The sequence below is a fragment of the Thermostichus sp. OS-CIW-30 genome (assembly GCF_054060215.1).
Genome location: NZ_JBSSCZ010000039.1, coordinates 1 through 14,786, shown reverse-complemented (window position 1 = coordinate 14,786; position 14,786 = coordinate 1). Strand labels below are relative to the sequence as shown.

The following is a 14,786-nucleotide window of genomic DNA, read 5'->3' as shown; positions in this document are numbered from 1 at the left end:
TCGTTTTGACAAATTGGCCAGGAACTTCTTGAGTTTTCTCTATCTCGTCAGTGCTCTCTTTTGGCTCAAATGAAAGATCAACACAACCTAGTTTGGAATGACTATGATTTGTAATTTTTTACAGAAAGAGGCGTTTTTCAAAAGCTGAGCTGGCACTTGTTCTCTCGTTTTAACAAGTTGGCCAGAAACTTCTTAAGCTTTCTCTACTCTGTAGGCACGCTCTTCTGGATCCAGCTGATCCAGCTAGACCAGGGCATGGGGTAAGACTACTCCAAGATCCTATTCTCCCTCGGGGGGTGCTGCCGCCTCAGAATCCAAAATGGCCCCTGCTCCGTAAGAGTCAATATCGATGGCCTGGGATCCACCGGCAGCCAACAGAGCCATCAGGGATCCCAACTGCCACCACACCAAGCCTGCCGTGCTCAACACTAGGATCCCACCGACGCAGGCGGCCAAGGCCATAGACAGGCCAAACACGTTCAGACACGCGGCCACAAACCCAGAGGTAAACAGGCAGCAGAGACTGTAGGTGAGGATCACCCCAGGAGTGCGGTAGCGAATTTGCGCTTGGCTATCCCGGTTGAGCTGCCAAAGGGCCACCTGGTATTCCAAATTGTCCTTGAAAATGATGCCAAAGATAACAGCAAAAAAGCTGAATAAGGCGATGGCAGAGTAAATGGGGGGATTGACGAAGGGATCAGAAAGGGATTCCATAGGGCTGACCTCGGTTTGGGATCCAAGTCCTTAGCTTAACACCTCTTAGCATCACAGAAGATGTCTAGCAGGTCAATGTCAACAACACAACCGATAACGCCAGACCCAGTTGGGTCATGATGAGAACTGGTCGGGTATCACCTCATCTGCAAAAGGGCTGTAATCTGAGATGGGGGCTAAGAGCAGTAGGATGTTCGACAAGGGGCTGTAGCTCAGATGGATAGAGCAAGCGCCTCCTAAGCGCTAGGTCGGCGGTTCAAGTCCGCCCAGTCCCGTCTCCTCAAGCCGCCAAATCTCGCCCAGGCAAGTCAATGATAAAGGTTGCAGGAGTTGTGCAGGTCGTAGCCAGAGACCAGAACCTCTTGCTGGCGATCCCCGAGGCCGATGTCACAGCGCAGGGGATTCCCACCAGCAGCTGTGTAGGTGTGAGACTCCGTCATCCAACGAATGCCGCTTGGGCCAGGTGTGGGAGGAACAACTTCGGGAAGACGGTAGTTGTAGGCTTGCCAGGGATCTTGCAGATAACGATCCCCGTGGATCCCTCCGAATTCAATATCGGCGTAGCCGGAGGGATAAACCGTAAAGTCCATGCGGAAGATTTCCGAAGCACGGCCAATGGTCGCCAAAGCTGTTTGGGCTTCAGCAACTCTGGAGCGGCGAATGTGGTTGAGCAGGTTGGGAATGGCCACCGCGCAGAGAGTACCGACAATCACGATGACCACCAGCAACTCGATCAATGTCATGCCACGAGGAGCCGCAGTGGCCAGACGAAAGAGGATTCTCCGGAGATACACTTCATGAGGGGAAAACCGACTCATAGCAGTTCCAGTCCCGCTTCGGGAGAAATCAGGCACTTAGCTAAACCCAAAGGAGCTTGCCCCAGTATTCCAGCCTTTCCTTGGTTTCAGGTTACCCTTTGCGGATCCAAAACTTTCCCTGTCAAATCACGCGAACTCCTGAATCCAAAACCCCACTGGATATCAACTGTAGGTAAATTTTTTGTAAACTGGCTTCAAGTTTTAAGGCCAGATAAATCTGAGTTCACTGTGAACTGTTTTCGCGGCTGTCTATGGGGTGACACTGCCAGTTGCTACTGCCCCAAACTTTTATGTGTTACCCATTTTTGGAACAGCAACAGATGAATTTTTGCCTGTGGCTATCTCAATCCTATGGACGGGAATGTCAGACTTATGGTCATTTCGATTCAAACTGGGGCACTGACCCACGCCTAAAACCTTTACTTTCAGAGCGGCGGGAGCTTTGGCAGGATGAGTACGTCGTTCTCAGCCCCCTGTTGGGATGGGGCAATACCCCGATTAGCCCAAGATGTCTATACAGCGGCGAATCAATACCTCACTCATGCGTTGGCGGTAAAGGGCGCTGGCCCGAAAATCCGCGATCCAGCCGTGGGCTTGCTCTGCCAAAAGTTGGGGAAGGTGTTCTGGATTGGGCCGGGATCCCAGCCGCACCAGTTGTGGGGGTGAAAGGGCGGCATTGAGCCCGAAGCGATAATCGCCTGAGTCGGGATCGCGGGATCCAGCGACGATCACCAAGGCGGGATCCGTTTGGGTGATGCCGAGCCGCTGAAAGGTGCTGGGGCCGCGCAGCCGTTGGGCCGGGATCCAGATGGATCGCAAGGCTTCCCCCGGCTGCAGCAGAGTTTGTTGGGGGCCGGTTTGAAAGTCCTGAGCGGGGATGTGGCGCAGGGATCCCTGCAGATCGATCAGCGTGTAGGTGGCCTCAAGGGCGATCAACACGGGTGCTACGACACCGACACTCAGGGCCAGGCAGAGATTTCCCCCTATCGTTGCCAAGTGGGCCACCTTAAAAGAGGCCAAAGACGCCATTCCCTCGCACAGGGCGCGGATCCCTGGCCAATGGGGTGGCCAATCGTATTGCAACAGTTGCTGGAAGGTACAGGTTGCCCCCAGTTTTAACCCTTCTGCACTGATTTCCAGCTCGTTCCAGTCCAGAGGATGCAAATCGACCAGTCCCCGCAGGTGGGGTTGCGGCTGGGAGAAGAGCCAAGTCCCCCCGGCCAGCCAGTTCCAGCCGGGATCCCAGGCGGTCAAGTCCTCAAGCTGTTGGGGACGAATGTAAGTGTGCAGATGGTGCAGATCCATCGGTTCTCTCAGGCGCTGAAGGGAATCAAGGGGTTGTAGCTTCGCCCCAAAAACCCTGGGCAGGGATCCAGACTGCAGGCTTCAGGGGGCTAGAGAGCTTCCTGAAAGCATTGGGCGAGGGCCTGGCACAGCTCAGGGACAACATCAGCAGGCCAAAAACCTTCTCCGCGCCGGCCTTGATGCAATTGCACGTAGAGGCCCCAGGCGGTGGCGCTGCCGCTGGCAATCAACGTCAAAGCAGGGAAAGTCTGCTCCAGCGTAATGCTCTCCTCCGCCATCAGTTGGGAGGCGATGGCCTCCATATCCTGCTGCAGGCGCTGCACCCCCTGCACAAACGCTTGCCACTCCTCCTGAGTGAGCTCCAGCGCCCAGGTTTCTCCCCCCACCAGGGCAACAAAAGGGGAACGGGTGGGATCCCAGCCCAGCCTCCAGCCGGATCCCTTGTGCAAAGAGGGGCGGCGTCCCGCCGTGGCGATTGGGAACCCGTCGTCGGGAACAGACAGGCGAGGAAAAGCATCCATGGTGCTCCGCACCGCTAACGCGACCACTGCAGGTAGGCCAAAAAAGATGGGGGTAAAATCGACAGGGTGTGTTTTAGGATAAAGCGGCCATGGCCAGTTGTCAGGCTCTCACTGCCAAACCCCGTCGGTTTTTAGGGGCTCCGTCCCGCTGGCGCAAACAGAGCACCCTCATTTCCGGCTTGGGCCTGTTGCTGACGGCCTTGGCGCTCCATGCCGCCGACGCAACCGGAGTTCGTGAAGAGACCTTGGCCACGGCGGCCACCCCCGAAAACCCAATCCTGCACATAGGCATTGTGCAACGCTTTGGCCGTTCTGAGACGGATCAAGTGGAGCTGGCGGCGCCGACGGGATCCCTTCTCACCCTGGAATTCCCTCAAGCAGACGGCAGCACCCAGACCCAGCGAACGCCTCGGGTCAGCATCGGCATTGTCAATCGCGCCCTGACCACCCCGGAAACCGTATACCGTCTAATCCTCAGCAGCCACAAAAGTTTTGAGAGTGCCGAGGCCAACGCCAACCATTGGCAGTCTCTGGGCATCAGCACCGAGATCGCCCAGCCGCAAGAATGGCAGGTGTGGGCCAACCGCGCCTACACCCCGCAACAACTGATCCAGATTCAGCAGTATGCCCAGAAGGAAGGGATCCCCCATGTGCGGCTCGAGGTGCAGGAGCGACGCGAACGGGCGGAGCTAAGCTGGGTTCATGAACACTTTCGCTACCACCGCACCCGCCTCAGGGTGACCTCCGATGCCGGCTATCTACGGGTAAACGACCACTACTATGCCGGATCCATCACCTTTCAGCCCAATGCCTACGGCAGCTACACTGTGGTCAATGCCGTGCCTCTGGAAACCTATTTGCGGGGGGTAGTTCCCCACGAGGTGGGGCCAGGGGCTCCCTTTGCCGCCATGGCTGCCCAGGCGATTTTGGCGCGCACCTACGCCCTCAAGAACCTCCACCGCTTTCAGGTTGACGATTATCAGCTCTGCGCCAATACCCACTGCCAGGTTTACAAGGGATTGACCGGAACCCACCCGCGGGCTGACGAGGCCATTCGCCAAACCAGTGGCCTGGTGCTCACCTACAATGGCGAGCTGGTGGATGCTGTCTATTCCTCTACCAATGGCGGCATCTCGGCGGCCTTTGAAGATGTTTGGGACGGGGATCCGCGCCCCTACCTACGCCCGCAAGCGGATATTGCCCATCGTGCTCCGCAGGGCGAGGAGCGCCATCAACCGGGTAAGCCCCTGGATTTGCGGCAGGAGAGCAGCTTCCAGGCGTTTTTGGCCCAGCGAGAGGGCTTCAACGAAGCAGGAGTATCCCGCCTATTCCGCTGGGAGTTCTCCCTATCTTTGGAGGAGCTGAACACCCAGTTGCGGGCCGGCCAAGACTACCTAGGGATCCCGATGCCCACCTGGAGCAGCATCGCGGGGATGCAGATCCTGGAGCGCTCCGCCAGTGGCCGGGTGCAGGTGATGCAATTGGACTTGCAGACGGCAGAAGGGATCCGCTCGATTCTTTTGCGCAAGGATCAGGTACGCTTGGCTTTTCCTCGCCTGTACAGCACCCTGTTTCGGATAGAGCCTCTGAAACAAGGGGAGCGATTGGCAGGCTATCGCTTCATCGGTGGCGGCTTTGGCCATGGGGTGGGCCTGAGCCAGTATGGCTCCTATACCCTGGCTCGGCAGGGGTTTAACGCGGCACAAATCCTCGCTTTCTACTACCCCGGCACCACCTTGGCCCCGCTGGGATCCCTATCCTTGCAGTTGCCTGCCGCCTCAGCAGCCTACTCTATCCGCTAGAGGTTGGGTGAAAGTTATGGCCGTTCGCGACAGCGGGACAGAGCCTTTAGCTTGTCGGGGTGTGGGGGTAGCTAAGCCCCGCACTGTACTCGTAGAGTCAGTGTCGGGATACAGATACCCCCACATGGTGTATGATGGGAGTAGTTGCACAAAACGGCTTTTGCCGGAATCTGGTGCAACTACGCGGTAGGGCATTCCGTGTCTGCTCGTGGAGGGTTCTTGCGTAGGCTCCCCGATGAAGCGAGAAGCCCACGCTGTACCCGTAGGGTCAGCGATGGGAGTATGTCACAAGAGCTACGAGAGCAGAGCGCCGGACATCCCCATTCTCCTTTAGACGGGAGGGATCCCTCCCCTGAGGGACAGGGATCCATTGGCGACGGCGGGACAGAGTCCTCCGCTGCTGCAGCAGAAGGGGAATCGGCGCCCGGTCGTGTCAGCAGTGGGGAACTGTCTGCGATCCCGGTTGCCCCGCCGGGGTTCAAGTCGGGATTTGCAGCGCTGATCGGGCGGCCCAATGTGGGCAAATCCACCCTGCTCAATGCCCTGGTGGGACAAAAGGTCGCCATCACTTCTCCCGTGGCCCAGACCACCCGCAACCGCCTGCAGGGGATCCTCTCCCTACCCCAAGCCCAGATCATCTGGGTGGATACCCCTGGCATCCACAAACCCCACCACCGCCTGGGGGAAATCTTGGTACACAACGCCCAGGCAGCCATTGCCGCTGTGGACGTGATCCTCTTCGTGGTGGATGGATCGGTGCCGGCAGGACGCGGGGATGCTTTTATTGCCGAGCGGATCCCTGCTGCTTCCCCCTGCCTGATCGTCTGCAACAAAGCGGATCTGCTTCCTCGGGATGCTGCCGTGCGCCAAGCTCACCAAGAGAGCTACCAAGCCCTGCGCCCCGGCGCTCCTGTCGTTTGGGTGTCTGCCTTGGATCCCAGCAGTTTGACACCCCTGATCCAAGCCACCATCGATCTGCTGCCCACCGGCCCCTACTACTACCCGCCGGATCTGGTGACGGATCAGCCGGAGCGGTTCATCATGGCGGAGCTGATCCGAGAACAGGTGCTGCTGCAGACCCGCGAGGAAGTGCCCCATTCCGTGGCCGTGACCATCGACCAGGTGGAAGAAACCCCCAACGTCACCCGCATCTTGGCCACCCTCTATGTAGAGCGGGACTCGCAAAAGGGGATCCTCATCGGCAAAGGGGGGGAAAGGCTCAAGCGGATCGGCCAGGCAGCCCGCCTGCAGATTCAAAAGCTGATCCTGGGCAAGGTGTACCTGGAGCTGTTTGTCAAGGTGCGGCCCCACTGGCGGCGCTCTGAGCACCTTCTGCGCGACTTGGGCTACAGCGCTACGCCCCCCTAGCGGAAAGAAGCCATTTGCGTCAGCAGGACGGAGTTCTTATGCCCCCCTCTCCCCTTGTGGGTAGGAGACTGGGGTATTTGCGCGAGCAGCACGGCGTGCTTGGGGGGAATGCTTCAAAAATGCCTTAAAAATGCCTTGGATCTGCTTGGAATAGATGCCGGATGGGATCCCTGCGTTAGCTTGGATAGCAAAGCCTCTGGAGTCCCACAGCAGTTTTTCTTATCGCTGCTTTGCCCCATGACCGCTTTCTATCCCGCTACGGTTCAACCGGGCGCCCGCACCCTGCCGGGCCACTACTACGTCTCCTCCAGCCGCTTTGAGGCGGAGATTGAGCGGATTTTTTATCGGCAGTGGTTCTGCGTGGGGCGCAGTGCCGATCTGGCCCAACCCGGAGACTTTTTGCAGGTGCAGGTGCTCAGAGAAAGCCTGATCCTGGTACGGGATCCCAAGGGGCAAGCCCATGCCTTCTTCAACCACTGTCGCCATCGAGGAACCCGACTCTGCAGCGAGCTCCAAGGCCATTTTGCCGATGGGATCCCTTGCCCCTACCACGCCTGGCGCTATGGGCTGGATGGACAATTGTTGGCGGCTCCCCAGATGCACGAGGTGGAAGACTTTCGCCGTGAAGATTATCCCCTCCACTCCGCTGCCTTGGCAGAATGGGAAGGCTTCGTCTGGGTCAACCTCAGCCGCAATCCTCAGCCCTTCGATGAGGTTTTTGCCCCATTGCAAGGTCGTTTCCGAGAGTGGAACCTGTCCGCTCTGCGGCGAGGTCATCGTATTGAATACAACGTTCAGGCCAACTGGAAATTGCTGTTTGAAAACTACTCTGAGTGCTACCACTGCCCCCTCATTCACCCGGAATTGGCCCGTCTTTCGCCGGCTCGCAGCGGTCGCAACGACCTGATGGAAGGCCCCTTTTTGGGCGGCTACATGTTGCTCAACCCAGATGTGACCAGCCTAAACATGAGTGGCCAACGCAGCTTGCCCCTGATCTCCACCGTGCGCGGAGAAAACCAACGGCGGGCCTACTACTACACCCTTATGCCCAATCTATTCTTGAGCCTGCAGCCGGACTATGTCATGACCCACACCCTGTGGCCGCAGGGATCCGACCGGACGCGGGTTGTCTGCGATTGGCTGTTTGAGCCGGAGACCTTGGCGCTGGATGGTTTTGATCCCAGCGAGGTGGTGGAATTGTGGGATCGCACCAATCGACAGGATTGGCACCTGTGCGAGCTCACCCAGCAAGGGGTGGGATCCCGTGCCTATGAAGCAGGGCCTCTTTCCCATGCAGAAGGGTTGCTGCAAGCCTTTGGGCGGGAATACCGCCGGCAGATGCAGGAGTTGGAAGAACAAAGCTGCTAAAAAAGTGTTAGGGACAGAGGGTTTTTGTTGATTGGGTTGCCGTTGGCGTTGTTAGGACGAAGTTCTTTGTAAGGTGCTTTGGGCTGAGGTTAACCACAATGTTGCGACTGTACGGGATCCCAACCTCCGGAAATTGCTACAAAGTGGAATTGCTCCTCAAGCAATTGGGGATCCCCTATGAGACGGTTGAAGTCAACTCCAGGGCCGGAGAAAACCGCCGCCCCGAGTACCTGGCCAAGAACCCCCTGGGCCAGATCCCGGCTTTGGAACTGGAAGATGGAACGGTCTTGGCCGAGTCCGCCGCGATCTTGGTCTACCTGGCAGAAGACACCCCCCTCTACGGCCAAAACAAGTTGGAACGGGCCGAGATTTTGAAGTGGTTGCTTTTTGAACAAACCCGCATTGCCCGCTACATCGCCACCACTCGCTTCTGGGTGCGGGCCGGCCAAGCAGAGGCCCATGCTGACGTGATCGCCCAGAACTTGAAATCTGGAACAGAGGCCTTGGAGATCATGGAAGGCCACCTGCAGGGGAAAGCATTTTTTGTGGGCAACCGCTACACCATCGCCGATCTCGCCCTTTTCACCTACACCCATGTGGCGGAGCAGGGCGGGTTTGACCTCAAGCCCTTTCCTCAGATCCGAGCCTGGTGTCAGCGGGTGAAAGCCACCGACCGCTTCTTCCCCCTCCCCGGAGCCTAGAACGCCTTCCGCTAATTGCTGGCTCCCTCCATGCCCTGCAGCAACTGGCCCAGATACCAAATCTCGACCTCGCTGGCCACTTCCCCCTCAGCCAAGAAGGGCGTGCCATCTTGGAAGTTGAGCGGCCCCTTGAAGAGCTGAATGCTGCCATTCCCCAAGCCGGCGATGAACTCCTCCAACTTAGCCCTATCTTCTGGCTCCAGGGCTTCTCCCATGATGAACCCCGCCGAAGACGTGTCCGGGTTGTTGATGTCTGACCAGTCGATGGGCGGACGCAGGAATTGGCTCTCGAAGGTGCCCGCGCGAGCCGCCTCGATCAATTGCTTGTAGCCAGGCCCCCAGTTGTAGTAGGAAACCCCCAGGCAAATTTCGGGCGCAAAGTTACAACCGCTGGCCAGGCCGTAGTGGGTGTAGCGCACTCGCTTTCCGACCTCAGCAGCCCGCTTGCCTTGTACCGCCGCCTCCGGCGTATCCAACCCCGACATCACCACATCAAAGCCGCTGTTGTAAAAGTCATCGGCAACCTTGCTTGGATCCAAAGTAACCCCTGGAATGTTGAACCAGAAGCCAATCCAGGTCACCCGGAACTGCAACTCTTCAGGACGATCTCGGTAAGTTTCCCAGCAGTATTTGGCTCCCAAGTAGGCGGCAGCAGCGTAACGGCGGGTTTCGTCGTTGATCAGAGGCCCCAACAGGCCAATTTTGCCGGTTTCGGATCCCAGAGCCGCGGCACATCCGGCCACCATGCGCATCGCTTCCATCTGGGGCATGATGTTGGCCAAGTTGGGCAGATCGATGTAATTTTTCCCTTCCTTCCAGGCCATGTCCCCAGAAGCATGGATAACTGCGATCTCAGGATGCTTGCGGGCCGTTTCAATCGCATCGTCTTTGTGGTCATCGGAAGTAAAGATGATAACCTTCGCACCTCGGGCGATCATGTCATCCGCCACCTGGGAGGCGCGCACATTGGGCCGATCCGCCGGGTTCACCTTATCCAGGTAATCAAACTCGACACCGGGCAACTTGGCCTTGACGTATTCGCTGCCCTCCACATGCGCCTGGCTCCAGCCGCCATCCTGCATCGGCCCCACCAGCACCATGCCCACTTTGAAGGTCTCTTGCGCTGTTGTGGGGGTGGATCCCAGTAGAGCGGCGACTGCCAGGCCAATAGCCCAGCCTCTCGAGGGAGAAAAAGCGCGGGTAAGATTCCAGTTCACAGGCAGCTCCAACAGAACAGGGATCCAAAGCCGGAAGACTACATCCATCATCGGGATCCCGCTGCAGATCGCTGTATCTGAGAATACAAAAAGGCGCTTGGCAAACGACGTGGAAGCCAGCAGGGGCTCAGGGAGAAATTTATCGTTCCTTCAGTTCCCGCTGAATCTCCCGCTGGGTTTGCCGCTCTTTGATTGCCTGCCGCTTGTCGTGGAGCTTTTTGCCGCGGGCCACGCCCAGATGGGCTTTGATCCAGCCGCGGTTGAGCACCAGCTTGAGGGGAACCACGGTCAGGCCCTTTTGTTCCACCAAGCCCCGTAGGCGGTCGATCTCGCGGCGGTGCAGCAGCAACTTGCGGCGGCGGGTAGGGTCGTGGTTAAACACTTTGCTGGCGGTGTCATGGGGGGAGATGTGCAGATTGTGCAGCCATGCTTCCCCATCCCGAAAGAGGGCAAAAGCGTCTTGCAGGTTGGCTTTGCCCGCTCGTATCGATTTCACCTCTGTGCCGGTCAGTTGGATCCCGGCCTCATAGGTCTCCAAGATGTCGTACTCGAAGCGGGCGCGACGGTTGTCAACCAGGGTTTTGACGTTGGGATCCACAGCCATAGGCTTTCAGTAGACCAGAGGGCCTAACGAGAGGTCAGGGATCTCTCCAATTTTCGCACCGCCCGCCCAACCAAGCGCTCGGATTTGCCGCGCCAGAGAAAGCGAATGGGGGTACCGGTAAAGTCCAGGTTTTGCCGGAAGTGCTTTTCCAGGAAGCGGCGGTAGTTATCCTTAAACAAATCGGGATCGTTGACAAACAGAACAAAGGTGGGGGGCCGATCCGCCACCTGGGTGCCGTAGTAAATTCTGCCCTGCTTGCCCTGGCGGTTGGTGGGGGGCGATTGCCAGGCAAGAGCATCCTGGAGCACTTCGTTGACCACAGCGGTGGGAACCCGTTTGCGGTGGGCGGCCACCACGGTATTCACCTGCTCAAAGATTTTGTGGGTGCGTTGCCCAGTGAGGGCGCTGACAAACAGGAGCGGCGCCCATTCAATAAAGTAAAGCCTGTCGCGAATCTCGCGGGTGAACTCGTTGATGGTGTGGGTATCTTTGTTTTCTACTGCATCCCACTTGTTGACGACGACAACGCAGGCGCGGCCCTCTTCTTCGATGCGCCCGGCCAGCCTCTGGTCCTGTTCGGTAACCCCCTCCAAAGCATCGATCACCAGCAGCACTGCATCCGAGCGCTGGATGGCCTTGAAGGCCCGGTTGATGCTGAAGAACTCAATGCCGTACTGCACGCGGTTTTTTTTGCGGATGCCGGCGGTATCGATGAGGCGATAGGGCTGCCCTTCCCAGGTGACCACGGTGTCGATGGCATCGCGGGTGGTGCCGGAAATGGGGCTGACGATGGCCCGCTCGGATCCTACCAGGCGGTTGAGCAAGCTGGATTTGCCGACGTTGGGCCGTCCCACAATCGAGACGGCGATGGGATCTGGCTCGCCTGCGGCTTCTGCGGTCACTTCGGGCAAGTGAGCCAGCACCGCCTCCAACAGCTCGGCTACCCCATTGCCATGAATGCCGGAACAGGGGATCGGATCCCCCAGCCCCAGCTCCCAAAAGGCTGCTGCCTGAGCCAGGCCCATTTGCCCCGACTCGCACTTGTTTACGGCCACCACCACCGGCAGGGGTTGTTTGCGCAGCCAATCGGCCACTTCTACATCGGCGGGTGTCAGTCCCTCTCGGCCATCCACCACGAAGATCACGGCCTGCGCCTCGGCCATGGCTGCCATTGCTTGCTGGCGAATGTGGGGTAAAAATTCGCTGTCATCCCCAAAAACCAGGCCGCCGGTGTCCACCACCCGCAAGCGGCGCCCGTTCCATTCCACCTCCTGGTACAGACGATCCCGGGTCACCCCAGGCTCATCATGCACAATGGCCGAACGCACCCCCGCCATGCGGTTGACGAGGGTGGATTTGCCCACGTTGGGGCGGCCCACAATGGCCACAAGAGGTAGGGGCACTGTTCGGCTCGTCGATAACTTGAGATGGGATATCTATCCTAGCCGTTCCGGATCCCGGATGCCCAAAGCCGCCAATCTCGATCATTGCTTTGGATGCAGGTCTGGCGGTAAGTTAGGTACCTATCCTCCCATCAGGCACCGGCTGTGCCCCTTCCCCATTCTTGCCATGAACCGCGCTCTCGTTCCCGCCCAGCGGCTGAACAAGCTGCCCGCCTATGTCTTCGCCCGCTTGGATGAGCTGAAGGCCCGCGCCCGCCAGCAGGGGTTGGATTTGATCGATCTGGGCATGGGCAACCCCGATGGCCCCACCCCACAGCCGGTGGTGGAGGCGGCGCAGGCGGCCATTGCGGATCCCGCCCACCACGGCTACCCGCCCTTTGAGGGCACGGCCAGCTTCCGCCAGGCGATCACGGATTGGTACTGGCGTCGCTACGGGGTGGAGCTGGATCCCAATGGAGAGGCGCTGCCTTTGCTGGGATCCAAAGAGGGGCTGACCCACCTGGCTCTGGCCTATGTGGATCCCGGAGATCTGGTGTTGGTGCCCAGCCCTGCCTATCCAGCCCATTTTCGCGGCCCCATGATTGCCGGCGGGCAGATCTACCCGATGATGCTGCGCCCGCAGAAGGGGTGGTTGATCGATCTGCAAGAAATACCGCCGGAAGTGGCCCAGCAAGCGCGGGTGCTCTACTTTAACTACCCCAACAACCCGACGGCGGCAGTTGCGCCCCGCTCTTTTTTTGAGGAGGTGGTGGAGTTTGCCCGCCGCTACGATCTCATCCTGGTGCACGACCTGTGCTATGCCGAGTTGGCTTTTGATGGCTACCGGCCCACCAGCTTGCTGCAGATCCCAGGGGCCAAGGACTTGGCAGTGGAGTTCCACACCCTCTCCAAAACCTACAACATGGCCGGCTGGCGGGTGGGATTTGTGGTGGGCAATCGCCAGATCATCCAGAGCTTGCGCACCCTGAAAACCAATCTCGACTACGGCATTTTTGCCGCCATCCAAAAGGCCGCCGAAACTGCCCTGCGCCTGCCGGATAGCTACCTGGAGCAGGTACAAGAGCGCTACCGCCGCCGGCGCGACTATCTGATCGGCCGCCTAGCGGAGTTAGGCTGGCGGATCGAGCCGCCACGGGCGACGATGTATCTCTGGATCCCTACCCCCCGCGCTGCCGACGGCACCCCTGAGGGATCGACGGAGTTTGCCCTGCGGGTGCTGGAATCTACAGGCGTGGTCGTAACCCCCGGCAGCGCTTTTGGAGAGGGAGGAGAGGGCTACGTGCGGATTAGCCTAATTGCCGATTGCGAGCGCATAGGTCAGGCTATCGATCGCTGGGCGGAAGCCGGGATCCGCTACTGCTGAGCCTCAGTCTTGCGGGAGTTGGTACTGCTCCACAATCCGCCGGGCAAAGGGGGGCACGTGCTGCTCCAACTTCTGGGGATAGTGGCGGCGCACGTAGAGGTAGTTGCGGGTGAAGTGGGAATCGATGGAGAAGCGGGCATATTCCAGGCCGCGCGGCCCAAAGCGCTGGATTGCCGCCCCCAAGAGGCGAGCCAGCCACATTGGCAAACTCAGGGCTTGGTCGTAGGCAGGGATCCCCTGCTGCACTGCCGCCCTCCGGGATCCCTGCGAGATCACCGGTTGGGTTTCCAGCTCCTCCCAGACTAAGTCCAACAGCTCTTGCCCCCGCTGATTGCGCACCAGCAGCCATTGCCAGCCCAAGGGGGATCCCATGTAGCCCACCACCAGATCTGCCAGAGCATTCACATAGTCAAAACAACTGAGGCAGGAGGGGGCAAACACGTCCTTGAGTTCTTTGGTCTTGAGGCCGAAGAAGGGCACCTTTTCCACCGAGCCATCTTCGTGTTTGAAGTGGATGTGGAAGTCTTGCATAAACTCGTAGTGCACCACCGTCTGTGGGGAGCGGCTGGTGGTTTCTAGAAACTTTTGCAGCCCGGCACGGCTGACATTGTCCACACAGGGCGTGCCCAACACGTACAGCTTCTCCAGGCCCAGTTTTTTTTCCACCGCCCGCAAAGCCTGAATTTGGCAGCCCACCCCGATCACCAATAGGCGCTTGAGGCCGCTTTGCTCCACCTGCTCCAACACAGACAAGTTGGGAGAAAGAGTTGGCTTGTTAACTCGCGCCGCCCAGACCGCTTCGGGGGTACGGGCCAGGATGGGCCGTGGCTGAAAGCGATCCCGCTCATCCGCCTGCACGCACACCACCCCTTCCACCAAGCCAGTGGTGAGGGCCTTCATGCCAATGCTGCTGACAATGCCCGTCCACTGGGCCCCCGGGATCGGATCCCGCTTGCGGGCTGTGTACATCGCCTCGTAGACACCGAAGTAATCGGTATCAGTGACGGCGAGGGATCCTGAGCGCAGCGATTCCCGGGATCGCCCGTGGGTCTGTTCTTCCAACTGGGTCAGTTGCTGGTTCAAGAAGGCACAGGCTTCTTTGACGTGGGCCACGTAGCGGGTATCGCAAAGGCCGCACTGGCTGCACAGCTCTTTGGCCGGATAGCGGCCGGAACGGATGGGCCGGGCTGGACGCGGTGAACGGGATCCCATGATTTCTAGTGTTTGCGTAAGCGGAATGGAGTCCAATGGATCTTTTGAGCTTTGCTATTTAAGCTTTCTTTGAGATCTAAAGACACAGGCACCTCAGGCGTTCGCAGCAACGGCAACCAAGGTGCTCTCTTCAGTTTGCGGCCAAAACGGCAGATAGCGGCAAAGAACTTCGAGGGATCCCTGCTAAAGGAGCGCAAAATTTCAGCTAGAAATCGCAGGAGCCCCGCACTGTACCCGTAGGGTCAGTGTCGGGAGGAATGCGGAAGTTACGATAGAACCATGACCCAAGTCCTGGCCGTCTCCTGTAAGCTCAAGGTGTCCCAGTCGCAGGCCGCAAAGTTGGACGCGACCTTGGATGCCTTTGTGCAGGCGTTGAACTGGGTCAACCAA

Annotated in this window: 13 protein-coding genes and 1 tRNA gene; 6 read left to right on the top strand and 8 right to left on the bottom strand. The window is 58.7% G+C overall.

What is annotated here, in order from left to right; genetic code table 11:
- Positions 1-279: 279 nt before the first annotated feature.
- Positions 280-714: a hypothetical protein gene (locus tag ACVWZF_RS13620; protein WP_011432900.1), complete on the bottom strand. Its 435-nt coding sequence runs from the start codon at positions 712-714 to the stop codon at positions 280-282.
- Between the two features lie 201 nt (positions 715-915).
- Between ACVWZF_RS13620 and ACVWZF_RS13615 the strand changes: the two genes are divergently transcribed.
- Positions 916-989, top strand: a tRNA-Arg gene (locus ACVWZF_RS13615).
- A 33-nt stretch (positions 990-1,022) separates the two neighbouring features.
- Here the strand turns inward: ACVWZF_RS13615 and ACVWZF_RS13610 are convergent.
- The 3 genes from ACVWZF_RS13610 to ACVWZF_RS13600 form a co-directional block, all read right to left on the bottom strand.
- Positions 1,023-1,457 carry a type IV pilin protein gene (locus ACVWZF_RS13610; protein ID WP_049749571.1) on the bottom strand — a complete coding sequence of 145 codons (435 nt, stop codon included), beginning with the start codon at positions 1,455-1,457 and terminating at the stop codon, positions 1,023-1,025.
- 573 nt (positions 1,458-2,030) lie between these two features.
- Positions 2,031-2,837: an FAD binding domain-containing protein gene (locus ACVWZF_RS13605; RefSeq protein ID WP_011432898.1), complete on the bottom strand. Its 807-nt coding sequence runs from the start codon at positions 2,835-2,837 to the stop codon at positions 2,031-2,033.
- Between the two features lie 89 nt (positions 2,838-2,926).
- Positions 2,927-3,358, bottom strand: coding sequence for a DUF1818 family protein (locus ACVWZF_RS13600; RefSeq protein WP_049749570.1), 432 nt, complete (start codon positions 3,356-3,358; stop codon positions 2,927-2,929).
- An 89-nt stretch (positions 3,359-3,447) separates the two neighbouring features.
- Here ACVWZF_RS13600 and ACVWZF_RS13595 point away from each other — a divergent pair, with 89 nt between their 5' ends.
- From ACVWZF_RS13595 to ACVWZF_RS13580, 4 genes are all read left to right on the top strand, one after another.
- Positions 3,448-5,160 (top strand): SpoIID/LytB domain-containing protein, encoded by a 1,713-nt coding sequence (locus ACVWZF_RS13595; RefSeq protein ID WP_071818155.1) that lies wholly within the window; start codon positions 3,448-3,450, stop codon positions 5,158-5,160.
- Between the two features lie 282 nt (positions 5,161-5,442).
- Positions 5,443-6,528, top strand: coding sequence for a GTPase Era (era, locus tag ACVWZF_RS13590; protein WP_011432895.1), 1,086 nt, complete (start codon positions 5,443-5,445; stop codon positions 6,526-6,528).
- Positions 6,529-6,765: 237 nt separating this feature from the next.
- Entirely contained in the window at positions 6,766-7,896 is a 1,131-nt protein-coding gene (locus ACVWZF_RS13585) for an aromatic ring-hydroxylating oxygenase subunit alpha (protein ID WP_041437237.1), read from the top strand.
- A 98-nt stretch (positions 7,897-7,994) separates the two neighbouring features.
- On the top strand, positions 7,995-8,597 hold the full coding sequence (locus ACVWZF_RS13580; RefSeq protein WP_011432893.1) for a glutathione S-transferase family protein: 603 nt from the start codon (positions 7,995-7,997) through the stop codon (positions 8,595-8,597).
- An 11-nt stretch (positions 8,598-8,608) separates the two neighbouring features.
- Here the strand turns inward: ACVWZF_RS13580 and ACVWZF_RS13575 are convergent, their stop codons facing one another.
- The 3 genes from ACVWZF_RS13575 to der all read right to left on the bottom strand — a co-directional run bounded on the left by ACVWZF_RS13575 (position 8,609) and on the right by der (position 11,821).
- The gene (locus tag ACVWZF_RS13575) at positions 8,609-9,862 is read right to left on the bottom strand and encodes a BMP family ABC transporter substrate-binding protein (RefSeq protein WP_187147278.1); all 1,254 of its coding nucleotides are present in this window, start codon (positions 9,860-9,862) and stop codon (positions 8,609-8,611) included.
- A gap of 91 nt (positions 9,863-9,953) precedes the next feature.
- Positions 9,954-10,418 (bottom strand): SsrA-binding protein SmpB, encoded by a 465-nt coding sequence (gene smpB / locus ACVWZF_RS13570; protein WP_011432891.1) that lies wholly within the window; start codon positions 10,416-10,418, stop codon positions 9,954-9,956.
- A gap of 23 nt (positions 10,419-10,441) precedes the next feature.
- Complete coding sequence (gene der, locus ACVWZF_RS13565) at positions 10,442-11,821, bottom strand: ribosome biogenesis GTPase Der (protein WP_011432890.1); 1,380 nt, start codon at positions 11,819-11,821, stop codon at positions 10,442-10,444.
- A 166-nt stretch (positions 11,822-11,987) separates the two neighbouring features.
- On the opposite strand from der, the gene ACVWZF_RS13560 reads away from it, so the two are divergent.
- Positions 11,988-13,184, top strand: a complete 1,197-nt coding sequence (locus ACVWZF_RS13560; protein WP_414415961.1) for an aspartate aminotransferase — start codon at positions 11,988-11,990, stop codon at positions 13,182-13,184.
- Between the two features lie 3 nt (positions 13,185-13,187).
- Here ACVWZF_RS13560 and ACVWZF_RS13555 read toward each other — a convergent pair whose 3' ends face one another.
- Positions 13,188-14,396, bottom strand: a complete 1,209-nt coding sequence (locus tag ACVWZF_RS13555) for a Coenzyme F420 hydrogenase/dehydrogenase, beta subunit C-terminal domain (RefSeq protein ID WP_011432888.1) — start codon at positions 14,394-14,396, stop codon at positions 13,188-13,190.
- Between the last annotated feature and the right edge of the window lie 390 nt (positions 14,397-14,786).

Coding starts and splice junctions, on each gene's coding strand:
- ACVWZF_RS13620 (WP_011432900.1), bottom strand. CDS start 714: ATGGAATCCCTTTCTGATCCCTTCGTCAATCCCCCCATTTACTCTGCC.
- ACVWZF_RS13610 (WP_049749571.1), bottom strand. CDS start 1,457: ATGACATTGATCGAGTTGCTGGTGGTCATCGTGATTGTCGGTACTCTC.
- ACVWZF_RS13605 (WP_011432898.1), bottom strand. CDS start 2,837: ATGGATCTGCACCATCTGCACACTTACATTCGTCCCCAACAGCTTGAG.
- ACVWZF_RS13600 (WP_049749570.1), bottom strand. CDS start 3,358: ATGGATGCTTTTCCTCGCCTGTCTGTTCCCGACGACGGGTTCCCAATC.
- ACVWZF_RS13595 (WP_071818155.1), top strand. CDS start 3,448: ATGGCCAGTTGTCAGGCTCTCACTGCCAAACCCCGTCGGTTTTTAGGG.
- era (WP_011432895.1), top strand. CDS start 5,443: ATGTCACAAGAGCTACGAGAGCAGAGCGCCGGACATCCCCATTCTCCT.
- ACVWZF_RS13585 (WP_041437237.1), top strand. CDS start 6,766: ATGACCGCTTTCTATCCCGCTACGGTTCAACCGGGCGCCCGCACCCTG.
- ACVWZF_RS13580 (WP_011432893.1), top strand. CDS start 7,995: ATGTTGCGACTGTACGGGATCCCAACCTCCGGAAATTGCTACAAAGTG.
- ACVWZF_RS13575 (WP_187147278.1), bottom strand. CDS start 9,862: ATGGATGTAGTCTTCCGGCTTTGGATCCCTGTTCTGTTGGAGCTGCCT.
- smpB (WP_011432891.1), bottom strand. CDS start 10,418: ATGGCTGTGGATCCCAACGTCAAAACCCTGGTTGACAACCGTCGCGCC.
- ACVWZF_RS13560 (WP_414415961.1), top strand. CDS start 11,988: ATGAACCGCGCTCTCGTTCCCGCCCAGCGGCTGAACAAGCTGCCCGCC.
- ACVWZF_RS13555 (WP_011432888.1), bottom strand. CDS start 14,396: ATGGGATCCCGTTCACCGCGTCCAGCCCGGCCCATCCGTTCCGGCCGC.